Origin of the sequence: Tistlia sp. (assembly GCF_040905785.1) — a bacterium.
Classification (GTDB): domain Bacteria; phylum Pseudomonadota; class Alphaproteobacteria; order Kiloniellales; family DSM-21159; genus Tistlia.
Map to the genome: position 1 here is coordinate 12,582 of NZ_JBBDQW010000053.1, position 16,679 is coordinate 29,260.

At 69.0% G+C, this 16,679-nt stretch carries 16 protein-coding genes and 1 pseudogene; 10 read left to right on the forward strand and 7 right to left on the reverse strand.

The window, feature by feature from the left end; all coding sequences use genetic code 11:
• Nucleotides 1–21: 21 nt before the first annotated feature.
• The 4 genes from WD341_RS12420 to cls are packed head-to-tail and all read left to right on the forward strand — an operon-like array spanning nucleotide 22 to nucleotide 5,841.
• The gene (locus WD341_RS12420) at nucleotides 22–1,542 is read left to right on the forward strand and encodes an ATPase domain-containing protein (protein WP_368425779.1); all 1,521 of its coding nucleotides are present in this window, start codon (nucleotides 22–24) and stop codon (nucleotides 1,540–1,542) included.
• A complete protein-coding gene (locus WD341_RS12425) occupies nucleotides 1,539–3,629 on the forward strand; it encodes an ATP-binding protein (RefSeq protein WP_368425780.1) in 2,091 nt (696 codons plus the stop codon). Before WD341_RS12420 ends, WD341_RS12425 begins: the two co-directional genes overlap by 4 nt.
• Nucleotides 3,629–4,429, forward strand: coding sequence for an endonuclease/exonuclease/phosphatase family protein (locus tag WD341_RS12430; RefSeq protein WP_368425781.1), 801 nt, complete (start codon nucleotides 3,629–3,631; stop codon nucleotides 4,427–4,429). The genes WD341_RS12425 and WD341_RS12430 overlap by 1 nt, the downstream gene beginning before the upstream one ends.
• Nucleotides 4,423–5,841: a cardiolipin synthase gene (gene cls, locus WD341_RS12435; protein ID WP_368425782.1), complete on the forward strand. Its 1,419-nt coding sequence runs from the start codon at nucleotides 4,423–4,425 to the stop codon at nucleotides 5,839–5,841. The genes WD341_RS12430 and cls overlap by 7 nt, the downstream gene beginning before the upstream one ends.
• Nucleotides 5,842–5,859: 18 nt before the next feature.
• On the opposite strand, the gene WD341_RS12440 is transcribed toward cls, so the two are convergent.
• On the reverse strand, nucleotides 5,860–6,468 hold the full coding sequence (locus WD341_RS12440; RefSeq protein ID WP_368425783.1) for a LysE family translocator: 609 nt from the start codon (nucleotides 6,466–6,468) through the stop codon (nucleotides 5,860–5,862).
• 147 nt (nucleotides 6,469–6,615) lie between these two features.
• Here WD341_RS12440 and WD341_RS12445 point away from each other — a divergent pair, with 147 nt between their 5' ends.
• Complete coding sequence (locus WD341_RS12445; RefSeq protein WP_368425784.1) at nucleotides 6,616–7,074, forward strand: Lrp/AsnC family transcriptional regulator; 459 nt, start codon at nucleotides 6,616–6,618, stop codon at nucleotides 7,072–7,074.
• Nucleotides 7,075–7,079: 5 nt separating this feature from the next.
• Here WD341_RS12445 and WD341_RS12450 read toward each other — a convergent pair whose 3' ends face one another.
• On the reverse strand, nucleotides 7,080–7,676 hold the full coding sequence (locus WD341_RS12450; protein ID WP_368425785.1) for a TetR/AcrR family transcriptional regulator: 597 nt from the start codon (nucleotides 7,674–7,676) through the stop codon (nucleotides 7,080–7,082).
• Nucleotides 7,677–8,004: 328 nt separating this feature from the next.
• Between WD341_RS12450 and WD341_RS12455 the strand changes: the two genes are divergently transcribed.
• A complete protein-coding gene (locus WD341_RS12455; RefSeq protein WP_368425786.1) occupies nucleotides 8,005–8,403 on the forward strand; it encodes a RidA family protein in 399 nt (132 codons plus the stop codon).
• 87 nt (nucleotides 8,404–8,490) lie between these two features.
• On the forward strand, nucleotides 8,491–8,745 hold the full coding sequence (locus WD341_RS12460; protein ID WP_368425787.1) for a type II toxin-antitoxin system Phd/YefM family antitoxin: 255 nt from the start codon (nucleotides 8,491–8,493) through the stop codon (nucleotides 8,743–8,745).
• Between the two features lie 1,113 nt (nucleotides 8,746–9,858).
• Here the strand turns inward: WD341_RS12460 and WD341_RS12465 are convergent.
• Both WD341_RS12465 and WD341_RS12470 read right to left on the reverse strand, forming a co-directional pair.
• Nucleotides 9,859–10,827 carry a hypothetical protein gene (locus tag WD341_RS12465; protein WP_368425788.1) on the reverse strand — a complete coding sequence of 323 codons (969 nt, stop codon included), beginning with the start codon at nucleotides 10,825–10,827 and terminating at the stop codon, nucleotides 9,859–9,861.
• A 519-nt stretch (nucleotides 10,828–11,346) separates the two neighbouring features.
• On the reverse strand, nucleotides 11,347–11,907 hold the full coding sequence (locus tag WD341_RS12470; protein WP_368425789.1) for a hypothetical protein: 561 nt from the start codon (nucleotides 11,905–11,907) through the stop codon (nucleotides 11,347–11,349).
• A gap of 156 nt (nucleotides 11,908–12,063) precedes the next feature.
• On the opposite strand from WD341_RS12470, the gene pgeF reads away from it, so the two are divergent.
• The 3 genes from pgeF to WD341_RS12485 all read left to right on the forward strand — a co-directional run bounded on the left by pgeF (nucleotide 12,064) and on the right by WD341_RS12485 (nucleotide 14,981).
• Nucleotides 12,064–12,831, forward strand: coding sequence for a peptidoglycan editing factor PgeF (gene pgeF, locus WD341_RS12475; RefSeq protein WP_368425790.1), 768 nt, complete (start codon nucleotides 12,064–12,066; stop codon nucleotides 12,829–12,831).
• A 5-nt stretch (nucleotides 12,832–12,836) separates the two neighbouring features.
• Nucleotides 12,837–13,988, forward strand: coding sequence for a M24 family metallopeptidase (locus WD341_RS12480; RefSeq protein WP_368425791.1), 1,152 nt, complete (start codon nucleotides 12,837–12,839; stop codon nucleotides 13,986–13,988).
• Nucleotides 13,989–14,090: 102 nt separating this feature from the next.
• Nucleotides 14,091–14,981 (forward strand): hypothetical protein, encoded by an 891-nt coding sequence (locus tag WD341_RS12485; protein WP_368425792.1) that lies wholly within the window; start codon nucleotides 14,091–14,093, stop codon nucleotides 14,979–14,981.
• Between the two features lie 24 nt (nucleotides 14,982–15,005).
• Here the strand turns inward: WD341_RS12485 and WD341_RS12490 are convergent, their stop codons facing one another.
• The 3 genes and pseudogenes from WD341_RS12490 to WD341_RS12500 form a co-directional block, all read right to left on the reverse strand.
• On the reverse strand, nucleotides 15,006–15,737 hold the full coding sequence (locus WD341_RS12490) for a sulfite exporter TauE/SafE family protein (RefSeq protein WP_368425793.1): 732 nt from the start codon (nucleotides 15,735–15,737) through the stop codon (nucleotides 15,006–15,008).
• Between the two features lie 152 nt (nucleotides 15,738–15,889).
• A complete protein-coding gene (locus WD341_RS12495; protein ID WP_368425794.1) occupies nucleotides 15,890–16,180 on the reverse strand; it encodes a GIY-YIG nuclease family protein in 291 nt (96 codons plus the stop codon).
• A gap of 208 nt (nucleotides 16,181–16,388) precedes the next feature.
• Nucleotides 16,389–16,679, reverse strand: a pseudogene (locus tag WD341_RS12500) (malate synthase G); the annotation flags it as partial.

Here is a 16,679-nt window from a genome sequence, read left to right on the forward strand (position 1 = left end):
GTAACTGTAAACAGGACGAGCATGCGGCCTCGCTCTCCCCAGAACCCTGACGGCCCCGCAGCCAAGGCGCGCACGGGGGTCGCCGGCCTCGACGACGTGCTGGCCGGCGGCTTGATGTCGGGTCATGTCTTCCTGCTCGAAGGCAACCCGGGCACCGGCAAGACGACGATCTGCCTGGAATTTCTGCTCGAGGGCGCGCGGGCCGGCGAGGGGGGCCTCTACATCACTTTGTCGGAAAGCGCCGGCGAGCTGCGCGCCGGCGCGCGCTCGCACGGCTGGGAGCTGCCGGACTCGGTCGAGGTCTTCGAGCTGGTGCCGCCGGAGAGCCTGCTCGACCCCGACTCCCAGCAGAGCCTGCTCTATTCCTCCGACCTGGAGCTCGGCGAGACGACGAAGCTGATCATCGAGGCGATCGAGCGGGTCCAGCCGTCCCGGATCGTCCTGGACAGCCTTTCCGAAATCCGCCTGCTGGCGCAGAGCTCGCTGCGCTACCGGCGCCAGATCCTGGCGCTCAAGCACTATTTCACGCGCCTCGGGGCCACCGTCCTGCTGGTCGACGACCTGACCTCCGAGACCCTCGACAAGACGGTGCACAGCGTCGTCCACGGGGTGGTGCGCCTGGAGGAGACGGCGCCGCTCTACGGCGCCGAGCGCCGCCGCCTGCGCGTTCTCAAATACCGTGGCCAGTCCTTCCGCGGCGGCTACCACGACTTCAGCATCAAGACCGGGGGCGTCGAGGTCTTCCCGCGCCTGGTCGCGGCCGAGCATCGGACAGACTTCTCGCGCGAGCCGCAAAGCAGTGGCATCGACACGCTGGACGCCCTGCTGGGCGGCGGCATCGAGAAGGGCTCGAGCATCCTGCTCCTGGGCCCGTCGGGGTCCGGCAAGTCGCTGTTCACGCTGCAGTTTATCGCGGCGGCGGCCGAGCGTGGCGAGACTGCCGTGATGTTCGTCTTCGACGAGGAGCTCGGTTTGCTGTTCCACCGCTCCCGCCAGCTGGGCTTCGACCTCGAGGCGCTGTGCGAGGCCGGACGCCTGCACATCGAGCAGGTCGACGCCGCCGAAATCTCGCCCGGCGAGTTCGCGCACCGGGTTCGCGACCGGGTCGCGGACTCGAACGCGAAGACCGTGGTGATCGACAGCCTGAACGGCTACCGGGCGGCGATGCCGGAGGAGAAGGCGCTCATCCTCCACATCCACGAGCTGCTGCAGTTCCTCAACCGGCAGGGCGCCACGACCTTCCTCACGGTGGCGCAGCACGGGCTGCTGGGCCCGATGAAGACGCCGGTCGACCTGACCTATCTCGCCGACACCGTCGTGCTCCTGCGCTACTTCGAGGCGCTCGGCAGGGTCAAGCGGGCCGTCTCCGTCATCAAGAAGCGGACCGGGCAGCATGAGGACACCATTCGCGAGTTCCAGATCACGGGGGAGGGCCTGGCTCTCGGAGAGCCGCTCGCGGGGTTCCAGGGCGTACTCACCGGCACGCCGACCTATCTCGGCGGGTCCTCCCCCCTCCTGCAGCCGGAGAGTGACGAGGGGTGACCGAGGCCGTACCCCCCGAGGGGTGCCATGCGCTGATCCTGGCGCCCCATGGACGCGACGCCGCCCTGGCGGCCAGGATGCTGGCGCAGGCGGGCGTTGCCTCCCGGACCTGCCCGAGTCTCGCGGCGCTCGGCGAGGCGCTGGGCGACGACACGGCCTTCGTCGTGCTGACCGAGGAGGCTGCGCGCGACGGCGACCTGGGTCCGATCGTGCGCTGGCAGGGTGCCCAGGCGAGCTGGTCGGACCTGCCCTGGATCGTCCTGACCGCCCGGGGCGGCAGCGGTGCCGAGCTCAATCCCGGCGCCGCCCGCCTGTCCGAGGCGCTGGGCAACGTCACCTTCGTCGAGCGGCCCTTCCACCCGACCACCTTCACAAGCGTCGCCCGCACCGCCCTGAACGGCCGGCTGCGACAGTTCGAGGCGCGCGCCCGGCTCGACGCGCTGCGCCAGAGCGAGGAGCGCCTGCGCCTCGCCCTGACCGCCGGGCACCTCGCCTCCTGGGAGCTCGACCTCGCCTCGCGCGACCTCGTCTGCTCCGACAGCTGCAAGGCGCTCTACGGGCGCGCCGCAGACGCACCCTTCGATTACGGCGAGCTGCTGGCCGGCGTGCCGGAGGGCGACCGGGCAAGGGTCGCGGCGGCCCTCGAGAACAGTGCCGAGACCGGCGAAGACTACGTTGTCGAGCACCGCGTGGTCTGGCCGGACGGCAGCGAGCGCTGGATCGAGAGTCGCGCCCGGGTCCTGCGCGACGAGGCGAAGGGAACGACCAGCCTGGTCGGCGTCGCCTCCGACGTGACCGACCGCAAGACCGCCGAGGACAACCTGCGGCGGCTCAACGAATCGCTGGAGGACCGCGTCGCCGAGCGCACCGCCGAGCTCAAGCGCGCACACGACAGCGTCCTGGAGGAGATCGCCCAGCGCGAGCACGCCGAGCAGCAGCTCCGCCAGGCGCAGAAGATGGAGACCATTGGCCAGCTGACCGGCGGCGTGGCGCACGACTTCAACAACCTGCTGATGGCGGTTCTCGGCAACCTCGACCTGCTGCGCAGGCGGCTGGACGGCGACGAGAAGACCTTGCGCCTGATCGAGGGCGCGATCCAGGGCGCCGAGCGCGGCGCGATCCTGACCCAGCGCCTGCTCGCCTTCGCCCGGCGCCAGGACCTGAAGGTCGAGCCGACGGACCTGGTGGCGCTGGTCTCGGGCATGCGGCCGCTGCTGGAGAAATCCGTGGGGCCGGGCATCGGGCTGCGGGTCGAGCTGGCGGAGCAGCTGCCGCCCGCCCTGGTCGATGCCAACCAAGTCGAGCTGGCGCTGCTGAACCTCGTGGTCAACGCCCGTGACGCCATGCCGGAGGGCGGCACCGTCACCCTCGAGCTCGACAGCGCAGCGCCCCCTGCCAGCGCCGAGTTCGAGAGCGCCGCGCCGGAGGCTGGCTATCTGCGGCTGAGCGTCCGCGACACCGGCCACGGCATGGACGCCGAAACCCTGGAGCGCGCCATCGAGCCCTTCTTCTCGACCAAGAAGCCCGGCAAGGGCACGGGCCTGGGCCTCTCGATGATCCACGGCCTGGCGGTACAGCTGAAGGGGACCCTGCGGCTGACCAGCGAGCCCGGCCGCGGCACGCGCGCCGAGCTCTGGCTGCCGGCGACGGTGCTGGGCGCGCGGGCCGCCGGGCCGGCGGCGGCGCCCGAGGATGCCGAGGCGAGCCCGCGTGCGACCGTCCTGGTCGTGGACGACGACCCGCTGGTCGCCATGAGCACCGTCGACATGCTCGAGGACCTCGGCCACGCGGTCATCGAGGCCAGCTCCGGGACCAAGGCGCTAGGCCTGCTGCAGGACGGCCGCGTCGTCGACCTGCTGGTCACCGACTACGCGATGCCGGGCATGACCGGGACGCAGCTCGCCAAGGCCGCCCGCCGGCTGCTGCCAGGGCTGCCGATCCTGCTGACGACCGGCTTCGCCGACCTGCCGGAAGGCGACGAGCTCGGCCTGCCGCGGCTCAACAAGCCCTACCAGCAGGAACAGCTCGCCGCGGAGATCGCCAAGCTGCTGGCCCGCCGTCCAGCGGCCGTTGCGGGCAACTCCTAGTGACGCGGATCATCCGCGTCGCGACCTACAACATCCGCAAGTGCATCGGCCTCGACTGGCGGCGACGGCCGGAGCGCATCATGCGGGTGCTGCACGAGCTGGGGGCCGACGTGGTCGCGCTGCAGGAGGCCGACCGCAGGCTCGGCGAGCGCTCGAGCACGCTGCCCGCCGAGGAGCTGCCCTACCAGACCGGACTGCGGGCGCTGACCTTCGAGCGGCGCGGCGCCGGCGGCGGCGACGGCCTCGGCTGGCACGGCAACGCCATCCTGGTCGGCGAGGCGGTCACCGTGCACGGCGTCCACGCCCTCGACCTGCCCTCCTTCGAGCCGCGTGGGGCGCTGGTCGCGGAGCTCGAGGTGCGGGGCCGGCCGCTGCGCGTCGTCGGCGTCCACCTCGGGCTGATCGCCGGCGACCGGCGGCGCCAGGCGCTGTCGCTGCTCGAGCGCATCGACGCCGGGGACGCGGTTCCGACCGTCGTGCTCGGCGACTTCAACGAGTGGAGCCCGCGCGCCGGCGGCGTGGCGCCCCTGGCCGAGCGCTTCCGGATGGCGCCGCCGGTCGCCTCCTTCCACGCCTCGGCGCCGGTCGCGGCACTCGACCGCATCTTCGTCGGACCGGGCCTGACGGTCGACTCGGCCGGCGTCCACCGCTCGGAAACCGCGCGCCGGGCCTCGGATCACCTGCCGGTCTGGGCCTGCCTGCTCGCGAGCGAGCCCGGGGAAGAAGACGAGGCCGGGGCAGAAGGCGAGGCCGAGGAGGAACGCAACGCGAGGCGCGCACAGGAGGCCGCGCCGTGCTGAACACCCTGATCGCCCTGCTGACGACCCTGCTGACGCTGGTCGGGGCCGTCCTCGCCTTCCGGGCGGCGCGCACGGCCCGCACGCCGCAGGGGGCGCTCGGCTGGGCGATCTTCCTGGTCGCCGCCCCCTGGTTGGCGATACCGGCCTACCTGTTCCTCGGGCAGGCGCGCTATCCCGGCTACGTCTCGGCGCGCCGCGCCTCGGTCGCGGTGGTGCGTGCCCTCGACCTGCTGCGGCACCTCCACCGCGCCAGGCTGGCCGACGCGCCCGGCGGCCCGCTCGCCCGCATCGTCGCCTTCGAGGAGCTGGCCCGGCTGCCGCTGGTCTCGGGCAACGCCGCCGAGCTGCTGATCGACGGCGAGCGCGCCTTCGAATCGATGTTCGAGGCGATCGAGCAGGCCCGCTCCTACGTGCTGGTGGCCTTCTACATCCTGCGCGACGACGCCGTCGGCCAGGACCTGAAGCGGCGGCTGATCGCCAAGGCCGAGGCCGGGATCGACGTCCACGTCCTCTACGACGCCCTCGGCAGCTGGGGCCTGCCCGACCGCTACCTGGAGGAGCTGCGCGAGGCCGGCGTCGAGATCGAGAACTTCCACGCCCGGCGCCGGCCGCGCAGCCGCTTCCAGCGCAATTTCCGCAACCACCGCAAGATCGTAGTCGCCGACGGCCACGTCGCCTTCGTCGGCGGCCTCAACGTCGGCGACGAGTACCTCGGCCGCTCGGCGCGCTTCGGCCACTGGCGCGACACGCACCTGCGGCTGGAGGGGCCGGTCGTCGCCCAGGTCCAGCTGGTCTTCGCCGAGGACTGGCACTGGGCGACCGGCGAGCACCCGGCCCTGCACTGGAAGCCGCGCGCGCCCGAGGCCGAGCTCGACGCCATGATCCTGGCGCCGGGGCCGGCCGACGTCATGGAGACCGGCAGCCTGTTCTTCTGCAACGCCATCGGCGCGGCGCGGCGGCGGCTGTGGATCGCCTCGCCCTACTTCGTGCCCGACGTCGACCTGCTGAGCGCCCTCAAGCTCGCGGCCCTGCGCGGCGTCGACGTGCGCATCCTGGTCGCCGACCGGCGGGACCACCTAGTGGTCTGGCTCGCCGCCTTCGCCTTCTTCGACGAGGTCCGCGAGGCCGGCGTCAAGATCCACCGCTACACCGACGGCTTCCTGCACCAGAAGGTGCTGCTGGTCGACGACGAGCTGGCCTCGGTCGGCTCGGTCAACCTCGACAACCGCTCCTGCCGCCTCAACTTCGAGATCACCGCCCTGGTCTTCGACCGCGGCTTCGCCGCCCAGGTCGAGGCGATGCTGGAGGCCGACTTCGAGAGGAGCTTCCTGTTCGAGACCGGCCTCGACGAGGGGCCCCTGTGGCGGCGCTACGGGGCGCCGATGGCACGGCTCTTCGCCCCGGTGCTGTAGCGCCCGAGCGGCGCCCTGCTATTCCGCCAGGACCGGGACCAGCGAAAGCACCAGCAGGGCGGCCATGGCCCAGTTGAAGAGGCGCAGGCTGCGCTCGCTCTCGAGGAAGCGTCCCGCCGCCACGCCGACCCAGGTCCAGAGCAGGGTGCTGGCGAGGGCGGCGGTGCCGAAGACGACCATGAAGACCAGCGCGATCGCCAGCGGGTCCTCGCCGGCGGCGGTGCCGCCGTAGGTGACGACGGCGCCGGCGACCATGGCCCAGAGCTTCGGATTGACCAGCTGGAACAGCGCGCCCTGCAGGAAGGTGAGAGGGCGGCCGGCTTCCCCCTCCTTCGCCCCCTTCGCCGGCCGGGCGCTGACGATCCGCCAGGCGAGCCAGAGGAGGTAGGCCAGGCCCGCCCACTTCAGGACCACGCGCACCTGGGGATCGGCGACCAGGGAGGTCCCGAAGGCGCCGACGACCAGGATGATACCGGCGACCCCGAACGCGATGCCCGAGGCCAGCGGCAGCGTCCGCCGGAAGCCGTGGTTCGCGCCCGAGGCGGTCACCAGCATGTTGTTCGGCCCGGGCGTGCCGGCCATCGCCAGCGCGAAGCCCGTCACCGCCGCGACCCAGCCCCAGTCCATGGGCTCTCTCCCCTGCCGTGCCCCTCCGCGGGGCAACGAGGGTCAGCCTACGCCAGCCGCCGGGCAAGGGGGTTGCGTAGATGCCACGCCAGGGCCGAAACTTGGCATCGCGTGCCGCGAGCGGGCAGATTCGCGCGGAGGATGCCAATGGCCTTGGATCAGATCGACAAGCGCATCCTGCGCGAGCTGCAGCGCGACGGCCGCCTGCAGAACGTCGAGCTGGCCCGCCGCGTCGGCCTCTCCCCCTCGCCCTGCCTGCGCCGGGTCAGGCTGCTCGAGGAGGCGGGCATCATCAGCCGCTACGTCGCCGTGGTCGACCAGGCGAAGGTCGGTCTTAGCCTCTCGATGTTCGCGCGCGTCTGGCTGACCGCCCAGGACGCCGAGACGATCGACCACTTCATCGAGGCCATGCGCCGCCTGCCCGAGGTCGTCGAGTGCTACATCATGCTCGGCGAGAGCGACGCCCTGCTCCGCGTCGTGGTCGCCGACCTGGAGGGCTACCGGCGCTTCCAGTCGACCCACCTGACCCGCCGCAACGGCATCCAGAACGTCAAGACCGACGTGCCGAGCCAGACCGTCAAGCAGGTCTTCGCCCTGCCGCTGTAGGTGCGCTATCGGCTCGGCCGGGCCAGCAGGCCCGCGGCCAGGTGGCGGAAGGTGTCGAGGGCCTTCGGCAGGACCTCCTGCGGCTTCTCGCTCGCCGCGACCCAGAGGGCGGCGTTGAGCGCGGCGCCGGTCAAGAGGCGCGCGGCCGCCTCGGCGTCGACCGGCTTCAGGACGCCCTCCCCGACCAGCCGCTCCACCGTCCGCCTGGTCGCCTCCAGGCAGCTGTTCTGGCTGGGCCAGTGCGAGGGATCGCCGAGGACCGCCGGGCCGTCGAGCAGGACGATGCGCTGCACCTCGGGATCGAGCGCCATCTCGATGTAGGCCACCCCCTCGGCCAGCAGCCCCTCCCAGCCGCCGCCGGCCCGGGCGGCCGCCGCCTGCGCGCGCGCCGCCATCTCGGAGTCGACCTGCTCGACCACCGCGGCCAGCAGCCCGCGCTTGTCGCCGAAGTTGTGGTAGAGCGCGCCGCGCGTCAGGCCGGCCGCCGCCGTCAGCTCGTCCATCGAGGCGGCCGCGTAGCCCTTCTCGGCGAAGGCCCTGCGCCCCGCCGCGACCAGCTTCGCCCGGTTCTCCTCCCTCGTCTCGGCCCGCCGCTTCGCCATTCGCCTGGTCCCCGTTACCGCCGCCCGCCACATACGTCGCGTATATGGTTTGACATACGCCGCGTATGCAAGCAATCTCACATACGCACCGTATGTAGCACGCCGCACCGAGCTCTCCACCCGTCATCCCGGACGCCGATTTGCCCGGCAGCTCCGCTGCCGTCGGCAAAGCGAGCGATCCGGGATCCAGGGGCCCGGCCGTTCGTGCCGCTGGATCCCGGGTCGCAAGGCTCGCGCTCCGAAAGCCTTCCAGGCTTTCGGGCTCGCCTAGCGCCCGGGATGACGACCGAGAACGAGCCAGCCAGCCCCAAGCAGGAGAAACCCGACCATGCCCAAGCCCGAACCCATCTTCCCCGCCGACCGGCACGCGCTCTACGAGGCCCACGGCTACTCCGCCGCGATCCGCTCCGGCGACCTGCTGTTCGTCTCCGGCCAGGTCGGCAGCCGCCCCGACGGCTCGCCCGAGCCCGATTTCGCGCGCCAGGTCGAGCTCGCCTTCGACAACCTGCGCGCCACCCTGGCGGCCGCCGGCTGCGGCTTCGACGACCTCCTCGACGTCACCACCTTCCACACCGACCCCGAACAGCAGTTCGAGACGATCATGGCCGTCAAGAACCGGATCTTCCCCGATCCCCCCTACCCCAACTGGACCGCCGTCGGCGTCACCTGGCTCGCCGGCTTCGACTTCGAGATCAAGGTCATCGCGAGGGTGCCGGGGGCGGGGTAGGGACCTCGGCGCGGGAAATGACCGCCCCGCTATCTTGCGCAATCTGCGCAAACTACGTATATGGAGGGACGAACCAAGGAGGGCACCATGGCCGAGACGCTCACCATCCCGGCGAGCAAGTTCGCTCGCAATTTCGGTGCCTACCGGGACGAAGCGCTCGGCGGCCGAATCGTCAAGGTGACGAGTCACGGACGCATTGTCGGCGCCTACCTCTCCGCAAGCGAGTTCGCGCACTTCGAAGAGCTGAAGAGGCGGCAGCGTGAGATCCTGACCGTCGGCGAGCTGCCCGACGATGTCGTCGCGGATCTCGAAAAGGCCGAGTACGGCGCCGGACCCAGGTGAACGTTCCTGAGCCCGTCGTCGGGCTGGTCGTCCGCTACTCCTTCCTCTGGGGACCGGAAGCGGATCGCGGCCTCCAGGAGGGCTCGACGGTCGACGCGAAAGGCACAGTGTCAGCCCATCTTCAATATCCGGCATTGAACTAGCCAGCTGAGTACGTTGGACGCGTGAAGGCCAAGCTGCTGCCACCGATCTCCTGACCGACCAGCAAGCCTCGCTTGGCTCAGACCGCTTGAACGTAATTTGGTCAAGCATTCATGGGTTTGGCTTGTCAGACCGACCATTCGAACGCAAGTATGCGTGTATCGTTGGTCTGAAGGCGTGATGGCGTGTCAAGTACTCTCTCCAATTTGTCGGCAAGCTTCGCGGTCGCTGACGATCTGCTAGGGTGTGCGCACGAGCAGCTCGACGAAGGCGACCGATTCGTAGTCAGAAAATCCGGACGGATTGGCCCGCTCGTGGAAATGGCGATGGCTCGTCACGCGACCCCTGAACGATATGTGCACGTTGCGTTTGACGCGAAGCTCATGCACCTTTTGGATAAAGCACTATCATCTGGTGAGATCAGTGGATGCAGGCAGAACGACTTCGTCGGCGTATTCCCACTGTCCCGGCATGATCCGAGACAAGACGACCAGACAATGTGGGATCAATGGGCCAAGCATGCGGAGAATGCTGCAGCACGGAAGGGAGTACCTCGTCGGCTAGCGGAAAGCCTAATTGGCGCCCTGATTGAGCTACAAGATAACGTCTATGAGCACAGCGGGCGTGCAGACACCGGCATTGCTGTGTATGGAGTCAGTCCGAAAACGTTCGAATTCGCTATCGCGGACGCTGGCGTCGGCGTCCACGCAAGCCTGAAGCGGAACCCCGAGTTCAATGACCTGCCAAATGCTGGGGCTGCGCTTCGCGTCGCAGCTTCTGACGGCGCTTCGAGGCACAGCAGAAGATCGGGGCACGGGTACGGGATCGGCCAAGTCTTTAGAGCCCTGACGAATTACAATGGGGATATTCGGTTTAGAAGTGACGACTACACGCTAATGTTAAGCGGCAATGCTCCGAGTCTCACCGGACGGTGTGAAGTAGCACAGAAGCCGCATCTGTCGGGTCTGATCATCAGCGTGCGATGTGCTTTAGTGGATCGGTAGAGACTGCAGAAACTGCAGCCGGCTGCAGCAAAGTCGCCATAGCCACATAGTAGGCTCGCACGCAACTTATGTTGTGAGCAATAAGTTCGTCGAGCGGCTCGTCTGGCCTCGTTAAGAATCTCGCCCACTTCAGCCTCCCGTCAGGGGCGAAATACGCCTTGCGTCGCCGATAAGTGCGAGAAAAGCCGTCCGTGTCGAGTAGGGTGACTTCGAACGCGCTCCGCAGCTCCAATAGCTTACGCCCCCCACCCCGAACAATCAGACCCAACGGACGCCCCACAAATTGCGCCAGATGGGTAAGTTGCGCGACGTGCCATTCAATCCGGTCGCCTCTTCCGCACCCGGTCCCGAATTCAAACGCTATCGTTTCAATTTCAGGCCGAACCCGAATCAGTTCCGCCCATCTCTCGTAGTCCCTTTCGGTTCGCGCATTGATGTGAAGAGCCGTCCGCACGCCCGCCGACATCATCTCACACCACGCCAGCAGAATCTTTTTCATCGCGTACAAGTTGTCGGTGCGTGGGACGTCATTTAACACGCTATAGTTTGGTGAAGTAATCAAACTCACCCCAAGCCGGCGCAGTTCCGCCAGGAGCTTGCTTTGATCCGGCAGTTCCCACCAACGCTCAATGACAGGATCCCGGCCGACTCCGCTAAGCAATACCTGAGCGTCTTCCCGGATGCGAAAACGGTCCTGTAGCTCTCTCCGTGATCGCACGTGCAGTTCACCGGTCCTCAAATTCACCACTTTGTACAGGGGCAAGGCCACGGTAGGTTCTGTCAATATCTCTACTCGACGGTAGCGGTGGTCGATGAGCGGGACTACAAGAGGCAGGTCCGGAACGCCGAGTGGTAGAATCTGCGGAGCCTTGTGCAAATCGAACCCGCCCACCTCACGCAGCCTGCGGACAAAGTGATGGGGGTTGAACCGGCACACGACATCACAATCTCCTCTGCTCGCACAAGTGCACAGGTCACGGCAGTCGAACACGGCCGTCGAAGTGTGAAGACCGCCACATCTCTCGCGGTCAACGCACACAGCGCACCCGAGCGATCCGGTATTCCTGCGCGGATCATCGCAAAGCGGCGCGGAGCGCGAGAACTCGTGGACGGCAGTCATCTCAGTCGAATCTCCGCTATATCGCCGAAGATGCTGACATATTCGACGACACCCTCGGCACAGCCCTCACTAGCAGCAATGCCGGCAAGCAGATCTTCTGAGGGATCTCTCGCGAGGCCGATACTTGTCAATCCGTCGGTAACTCGCAGACCCTCATCCGACATCTCGATGATGCACGCATTGCCAACCCTAAGCGAGCCCTGCCCTCTAAGATCGGCAATTATGGTACGAGCTGTTGCTCTGAACTGCATGTCAAGGAGAGTAGGCAAGTTCAATCGATCAAGTCCAGCGCGCCAGCGTTTTCGCCACGGGCGACCAGTCTGTCGACGAATATAGTCAAGACCCATTGTTTTCCTCCAATGCAAGAGAAAAAAACTTTGTCTTACCTTTCCGGCGCTCCTTTAGAATTCCTTTTGAGCATAACGCAGACAACCGATTGTTCCAGGCAGTCGCGCCAACACCTAAGTCCCTGAACAGAGATGCTAGTTCAGGAGCGCTCGCCGCGCCCATGCGAGCTACGATTTCGAATGTAGATCGCTGAGCGGGATCGAGCGTCCCAATCAAGCGCCCACCAGTAGCATTTCCTTCCGAGTCGAGGGAGCACATCCAGAAGACGTCGCCCCGTTCTCTCGCGAAAAATTCAATCTCTTCCGCGACCTCTTCATTCGCGTTCGCAAGTATCGGGTAAACATTTCCAAGATTTGCCCTCGCGAAGTCGCGGTACGAAGCCAAACTTTCCCGAATGAATGAAGAAGTCACGTAATCTACTCCGGCAAAGTCAATAAAGACCACCTCGGGTTCGTTGCCGGCCGGCGAACTTTCCACCAGGGCAGCCAGCACCTTTCGACCTTGACTACTACCGGCCAAGATCCGTCGGTTACCCGCGATCTTCCGCATCGTCACTATCATCTCACGACTCTCACCTATCTGACGTGAACATAGTGAGGTTTGGGGATGTCGTCAACCCGAGAAAGCTCGGTAGTTGATGCTGGTCGGCCTCCCCCCACCTTCCCCCCTGGACCGCCGCGCCGTCTCCGCTAAACTCCGCCCGCGATGCTCACCACCGGCCCCCTCAACGACCTGACCGGCGTCCGCCATGGCTTCTTCACGCGCCAGGGCGGGGTCAGCGAGGGTATCTACGATTCGCTGAACTGCGGCTTCGGCTCGGGCGACCGGGCCGAGGTGGTGGCGGCGAACCGGGCGCGGGCGATGGCCAGGATCGAGATCGAGCCGGCGCGGCTGGTCACGGTCTGGCAGCACCACTCGCCCGACGTCGTCACGGTCGAGGCGCCCTGGGCGCAGGGCGACAACCCCAAGGCCGACGCCCTGGTGACACGCCGGCCGGGCATCGCGCTCGGCATCCTGACCGCCGACTGCGCGCCGGTGCTGCTGGCCGAGGCCGCGGCCGGCGTCGTCGGCGCGGTCCACGCCGGCTGGAAGGGCGCGCTGGGCGGCGTGCTGGAGCGCACGGTGGCGGCGATGGTGGCGCTGGGCGCCTCCGCCGAGCGCATCGTCGCCGGCGTCGGGCCCTGCATCGCCCAGCGCTCCTACGAGGTCGGGCCGGAGTTCGCGGCGCCCTTCCTGGCCCAGGACCCGGAGAACGAGTCCTTCTTCCAGGACAACGGCAAGACCGGCAAGGCGCACTTCGACCTCAAGGGCTACGTCGCGCGCCGTCTGGTCGCCGCCGGCGTGACGCGCGTCGAGGTCCTGCCCTGCGACACCTGCGCCGAGGAGCGCCTGTTCTTCAGCAACCGCCGCGCGGTCAAGCGCGGCGAGGGCGACTACGGGCGCGGCCTCTCGGCGATCTACCTGGAGCCCTGAAGCCCATGCCCCTGCACTTCTCCGAGGCCGAGCTGGCGGCCCGGCGCGACGCCACCTGCCGGGCCCTGGCCGAGGCCGGCCTCGACGGCCTGCTGATGTTCCGCCAGGAGTCGATGTTCTACCTGACCGGCTACGACACCTTCGGCTACGTCTTCTTCCAGTGCCTCTACCTCTCCGCCGAGGGCGACCTGGTGCTGCTGACCCGCGCACCCGACCTGCGCCAGGCCCAGCAGACCTCGACGGTCCGCGACATCCGGATCTGGGTCGACGGCCCCGAGGCCGAGCCGGCGGTCGAGCTGCGGGCGATCCTGGAGGAGAAGGGCTGCCGGGGGCGCAGGCTGGGCGTCGAGTACGAGGCCTACGGCCTGACCGGGCGCAGCTGCAAGCGGCTGGAGGCGGCGCTCGAAGGCTTCTGCACCCTGGAGGACGCCTCCTTCCTGGTCAGCCGGCAGCGCGTCGTGAAGTCGCCGGCCGAGATCGACTATGCGCGCACCGCGGGGCGCCTGGCCGACGAGGCCTGGGAGGCGGCCCTGGCGCTGGCCGGGCCGGGCGCCGACGAGGGTGCGATCCTGGCCGCCATGCAGGGCGCCGTCTTCGCCGGCGGCGGCGACTATCCCGGCAACGAGTTCATCATCGGCTCGGGGCCCCAGGCGCTGCTCTGCCGCTACTACTCGGGGCGGCGCAAGCTGGACGCCAAGGACCAGCTGACCCTGGAGTGGGCCGGCGCCTACCGCCACTACCACGCCGCCATGATGCGCACGCTGACGGTCGGCGGCACGCCCGACCGCCAGCGCGAGATGCACGCCGTGGCGCAAGAGGCCCTGCTCGCGGTCGAGGACAAACTCAGGCCCGGCAACACCGTCGGCGAGGCCTTCGACGCCCATGCCGCGACCCTGGACAGGGCCGGCTACCAGGCGCACCGCATGAACGCCTGCGGCTATTCGCTGGGCACCACCTTCTCGCCGAACTGGATGGACTGGCCGATGCTCTACCACGGCAACCCCGTGGTGCTGGAGCCGGGCATGGTGTTCTTCGTGCACATCATAATCTTCGACAGCGAGCGCGGCCTGGCCATGACCCACGGCCGCACCTCCCTGGTCACCGAGGGCGCCGCCGAGCCGCTGTCGCAGGCGTCGCTCGAGCTGGTCGAGCGCTGAGCCAGGCGGCCGGCGGTCCGCGCCCATGCCCCACCTCGCGACGCTGATGCTGTTCCTGCTGCTCGGCCTGCTCGCCACCTGCATGATGATGTGAGCCACCCCGTGTCCTCTCTCCTTCCGCCGAGACTCTTTCTCCTTCCCCTGCTGGCGCTCGCGCTGCTGGTCGCGGCCTGCGGGCCGCTGCCGCGGCCCTTCAAGCCGGACGACCAGAAGGCGGTCGACCTGCGCGCCCTGACCTACGGCAGCACGGTCATGGTGCTGCCGCTCGAGGGCGCGGCGCCGGCCGACCCCGGCCCGCTCGCCCTGGCGCTGCGCGACGCGCTGCTCGCCGAGGGGCTGCTGGCCAAGACCTGGCGCGAGGCCGAGGGCGCGCTGCGGCTGAGCGGCGAGGCCGCGATCCGGCCGCTCGGCGACAGCCGCGACCTGCTGAGCGCGGACTGGCGGATCGACGGGCCCGAGGGCCGCCTCGCCGCCTACCGCCAGGAGCGCGCGCTGCCGGCCGGCGCCTGGCAGAGCGGCAACCGTGAGGCCCTGGCCGAGGTCGCCGCCGAGGCCGCCCAGGCGCTGGCGCCCCAGCTGCTCGGCCCGGCCGAGGAGGAGGCGCTGCTGCCCGGCTTCCCGGGCGCGCGCCTCGCCGTGCTGCCGGTGACCGGCGCGCCGGGCGACGGCAACGAGACCCTGACCGCGGCCCTGGTGCTGGTGCTGGAGCGCGCCGAGCTGCCGGTCGTCGAGGCGCGCGCCGAGGGCGACCTGGCGATCCAGGGCAGCGTCGCCGTGACCCCGGCCGGCGCCGGCCAGGAGCGGGTCGCCATCGTCTGGCGGCTGCTGGACGCGGACGACAGCGAGCTCGGCAAGATCTCCCAGGAGAACACCATGACGGCGGGCACCCTGGAGGGCCCCTGGGGCCGCATCGCCGCCCTGGTCGCACGCGGCGCCGCCGACGGCCTGACCGACCTGCTGAACCGCCTGGCCCGCGAGCGGGCGGCGGGTTGAGGCGAGCGCGCTTCCGAGCGCCGCTCAGGCGACCAGGGCGGCGAGCCCGACGGCGGCCAGGATGACCAGGGCGGCCCAGCGGAAATGCCGCTCGCCGCTGCGCCGGAACAGCCGCATGCCGGCCCAGGTGCCGGCCAGGTAGAAGGGCAGCAGGACCGCGGCGCGCAGCAGCGCCGCCTGGTCGAAGCGGCCGTCGAGCGCGAAGATCGCCAGCAGGACCAGGCCGATCCAGGCGAAGAACAGGATCAGCGAGCCGCGCACCTGGGCGGCCGAGCCGGGCGTCGACATCAGCATCAGGATCACCGGCGGCCCCGCCATCCCGGTCGAGCCGGCGAGCAGGCCGCTGGCGCAGCCGACCGCGAAGATCCGGCCGCGGCCGAGCGCGCCGCGGTAGCGCCAGCCGAGCGCGAGCAGCGCGACCAGCAGCAGCACGACCGCGCCGATCGCCCGGCGCATCGTCTCCGGCTCGACCGCCACGATGACCTGCCAGCCGAGCGGCAGGCAGAGCGTCGCGCCCAGCGCCAGCGGCAGCACGCGCCGCCGGTCGGCGTCGCGCAGGCCCTGGGGCAGCAGCTGCAGGGTCGTCGCCGTCTCGATCAGCGCGAAGACGATGAGCGCCTCGACCGGCGGATAGATCAGGCTGAGCCCGGGCATCACGATCATCGCCGACCCGAACCCCGAAAACCCGCGCACCACCGCCGCCAGCGCGACCAGGGCGCAGGCGAAAGCGAGGGTCGGATCGAGCAGCTCGGGCACGAAGGGCTTTCCTGGGCGTCCGACGCGACGCTTGCATGGTTCGACAGGCTCACCATGAAGCTACTGAAACGTCTATGATTCGCTTCACGGTGAACTTCGCTTCATGGTGAGCCTGTCGAACCATGCAAGCGAAGCGGGCCCGTCCCCAGCCGCTACGCCAGCCCCTGCCGGTTCCGCGCCAGCTCCTTGAGCCGCTCCCAGTCGCGCGCGATCAGGGCCTCCTTCTTGGCGCGCGACCAGCGCTTGATCCGCTCCTCCATCTCGATCGCCTGGATGGCCAGCGGGAACTCCTCGGCGAAGACCAGCGCGACCGGGCGCCGCTTCGCGGTCCAGCCGTCGTAGCGCCCGGCCTCGTGCTCCGCGACCCGCCGCTCCAGGTCGGCCTGCGCGAGGCCGGTGTAATAGCTGCCGTCCGCGCAGCGCAGGATGTAGACCCAGGGCATGGGCTGGGCGCCTTCCTCCGAACCGGCGTCCCGCCGGTCGCTTGCATGGTTCGACAAGCTCACCATGAAGCGGAAGGGGCGGCAATTCGCTTCATGGCGAGCCTGAATTTCGCTTCATGGTCCGCTTAAGCTTCGCTTCATGGTGAGCTTGTCGAACCATGCAAGCGAAGCGGGCACAGGCCTTGCCGCCAATCCGGAGAAGGAAGCCTCAGGCGCGCTTCTTGGCTTCCAGGCGCCACTTGTGCAGCAGCGGCTCGGTGTAGCCGCTCGGCTGGGCGCGGCCCTCGAAGACCAGGTCGGTGGCGGCGCGGAAGGCGACCGAGGCCTCGTAGTCGGCGGCCATCGGGCGGTAGGCCGGGTCGCCGGCGTTCTGAGCGTCGACGACCTTGGCCATCCGCCGGAAGGTCTCGCGCACCTGGGCCTCGGTGACGATGGCGTGGTGCAGCCAGTTGGCGATGTGCTGGCTGGAGATGCGCAGCGTCGCGCGGTCCTCCATCAG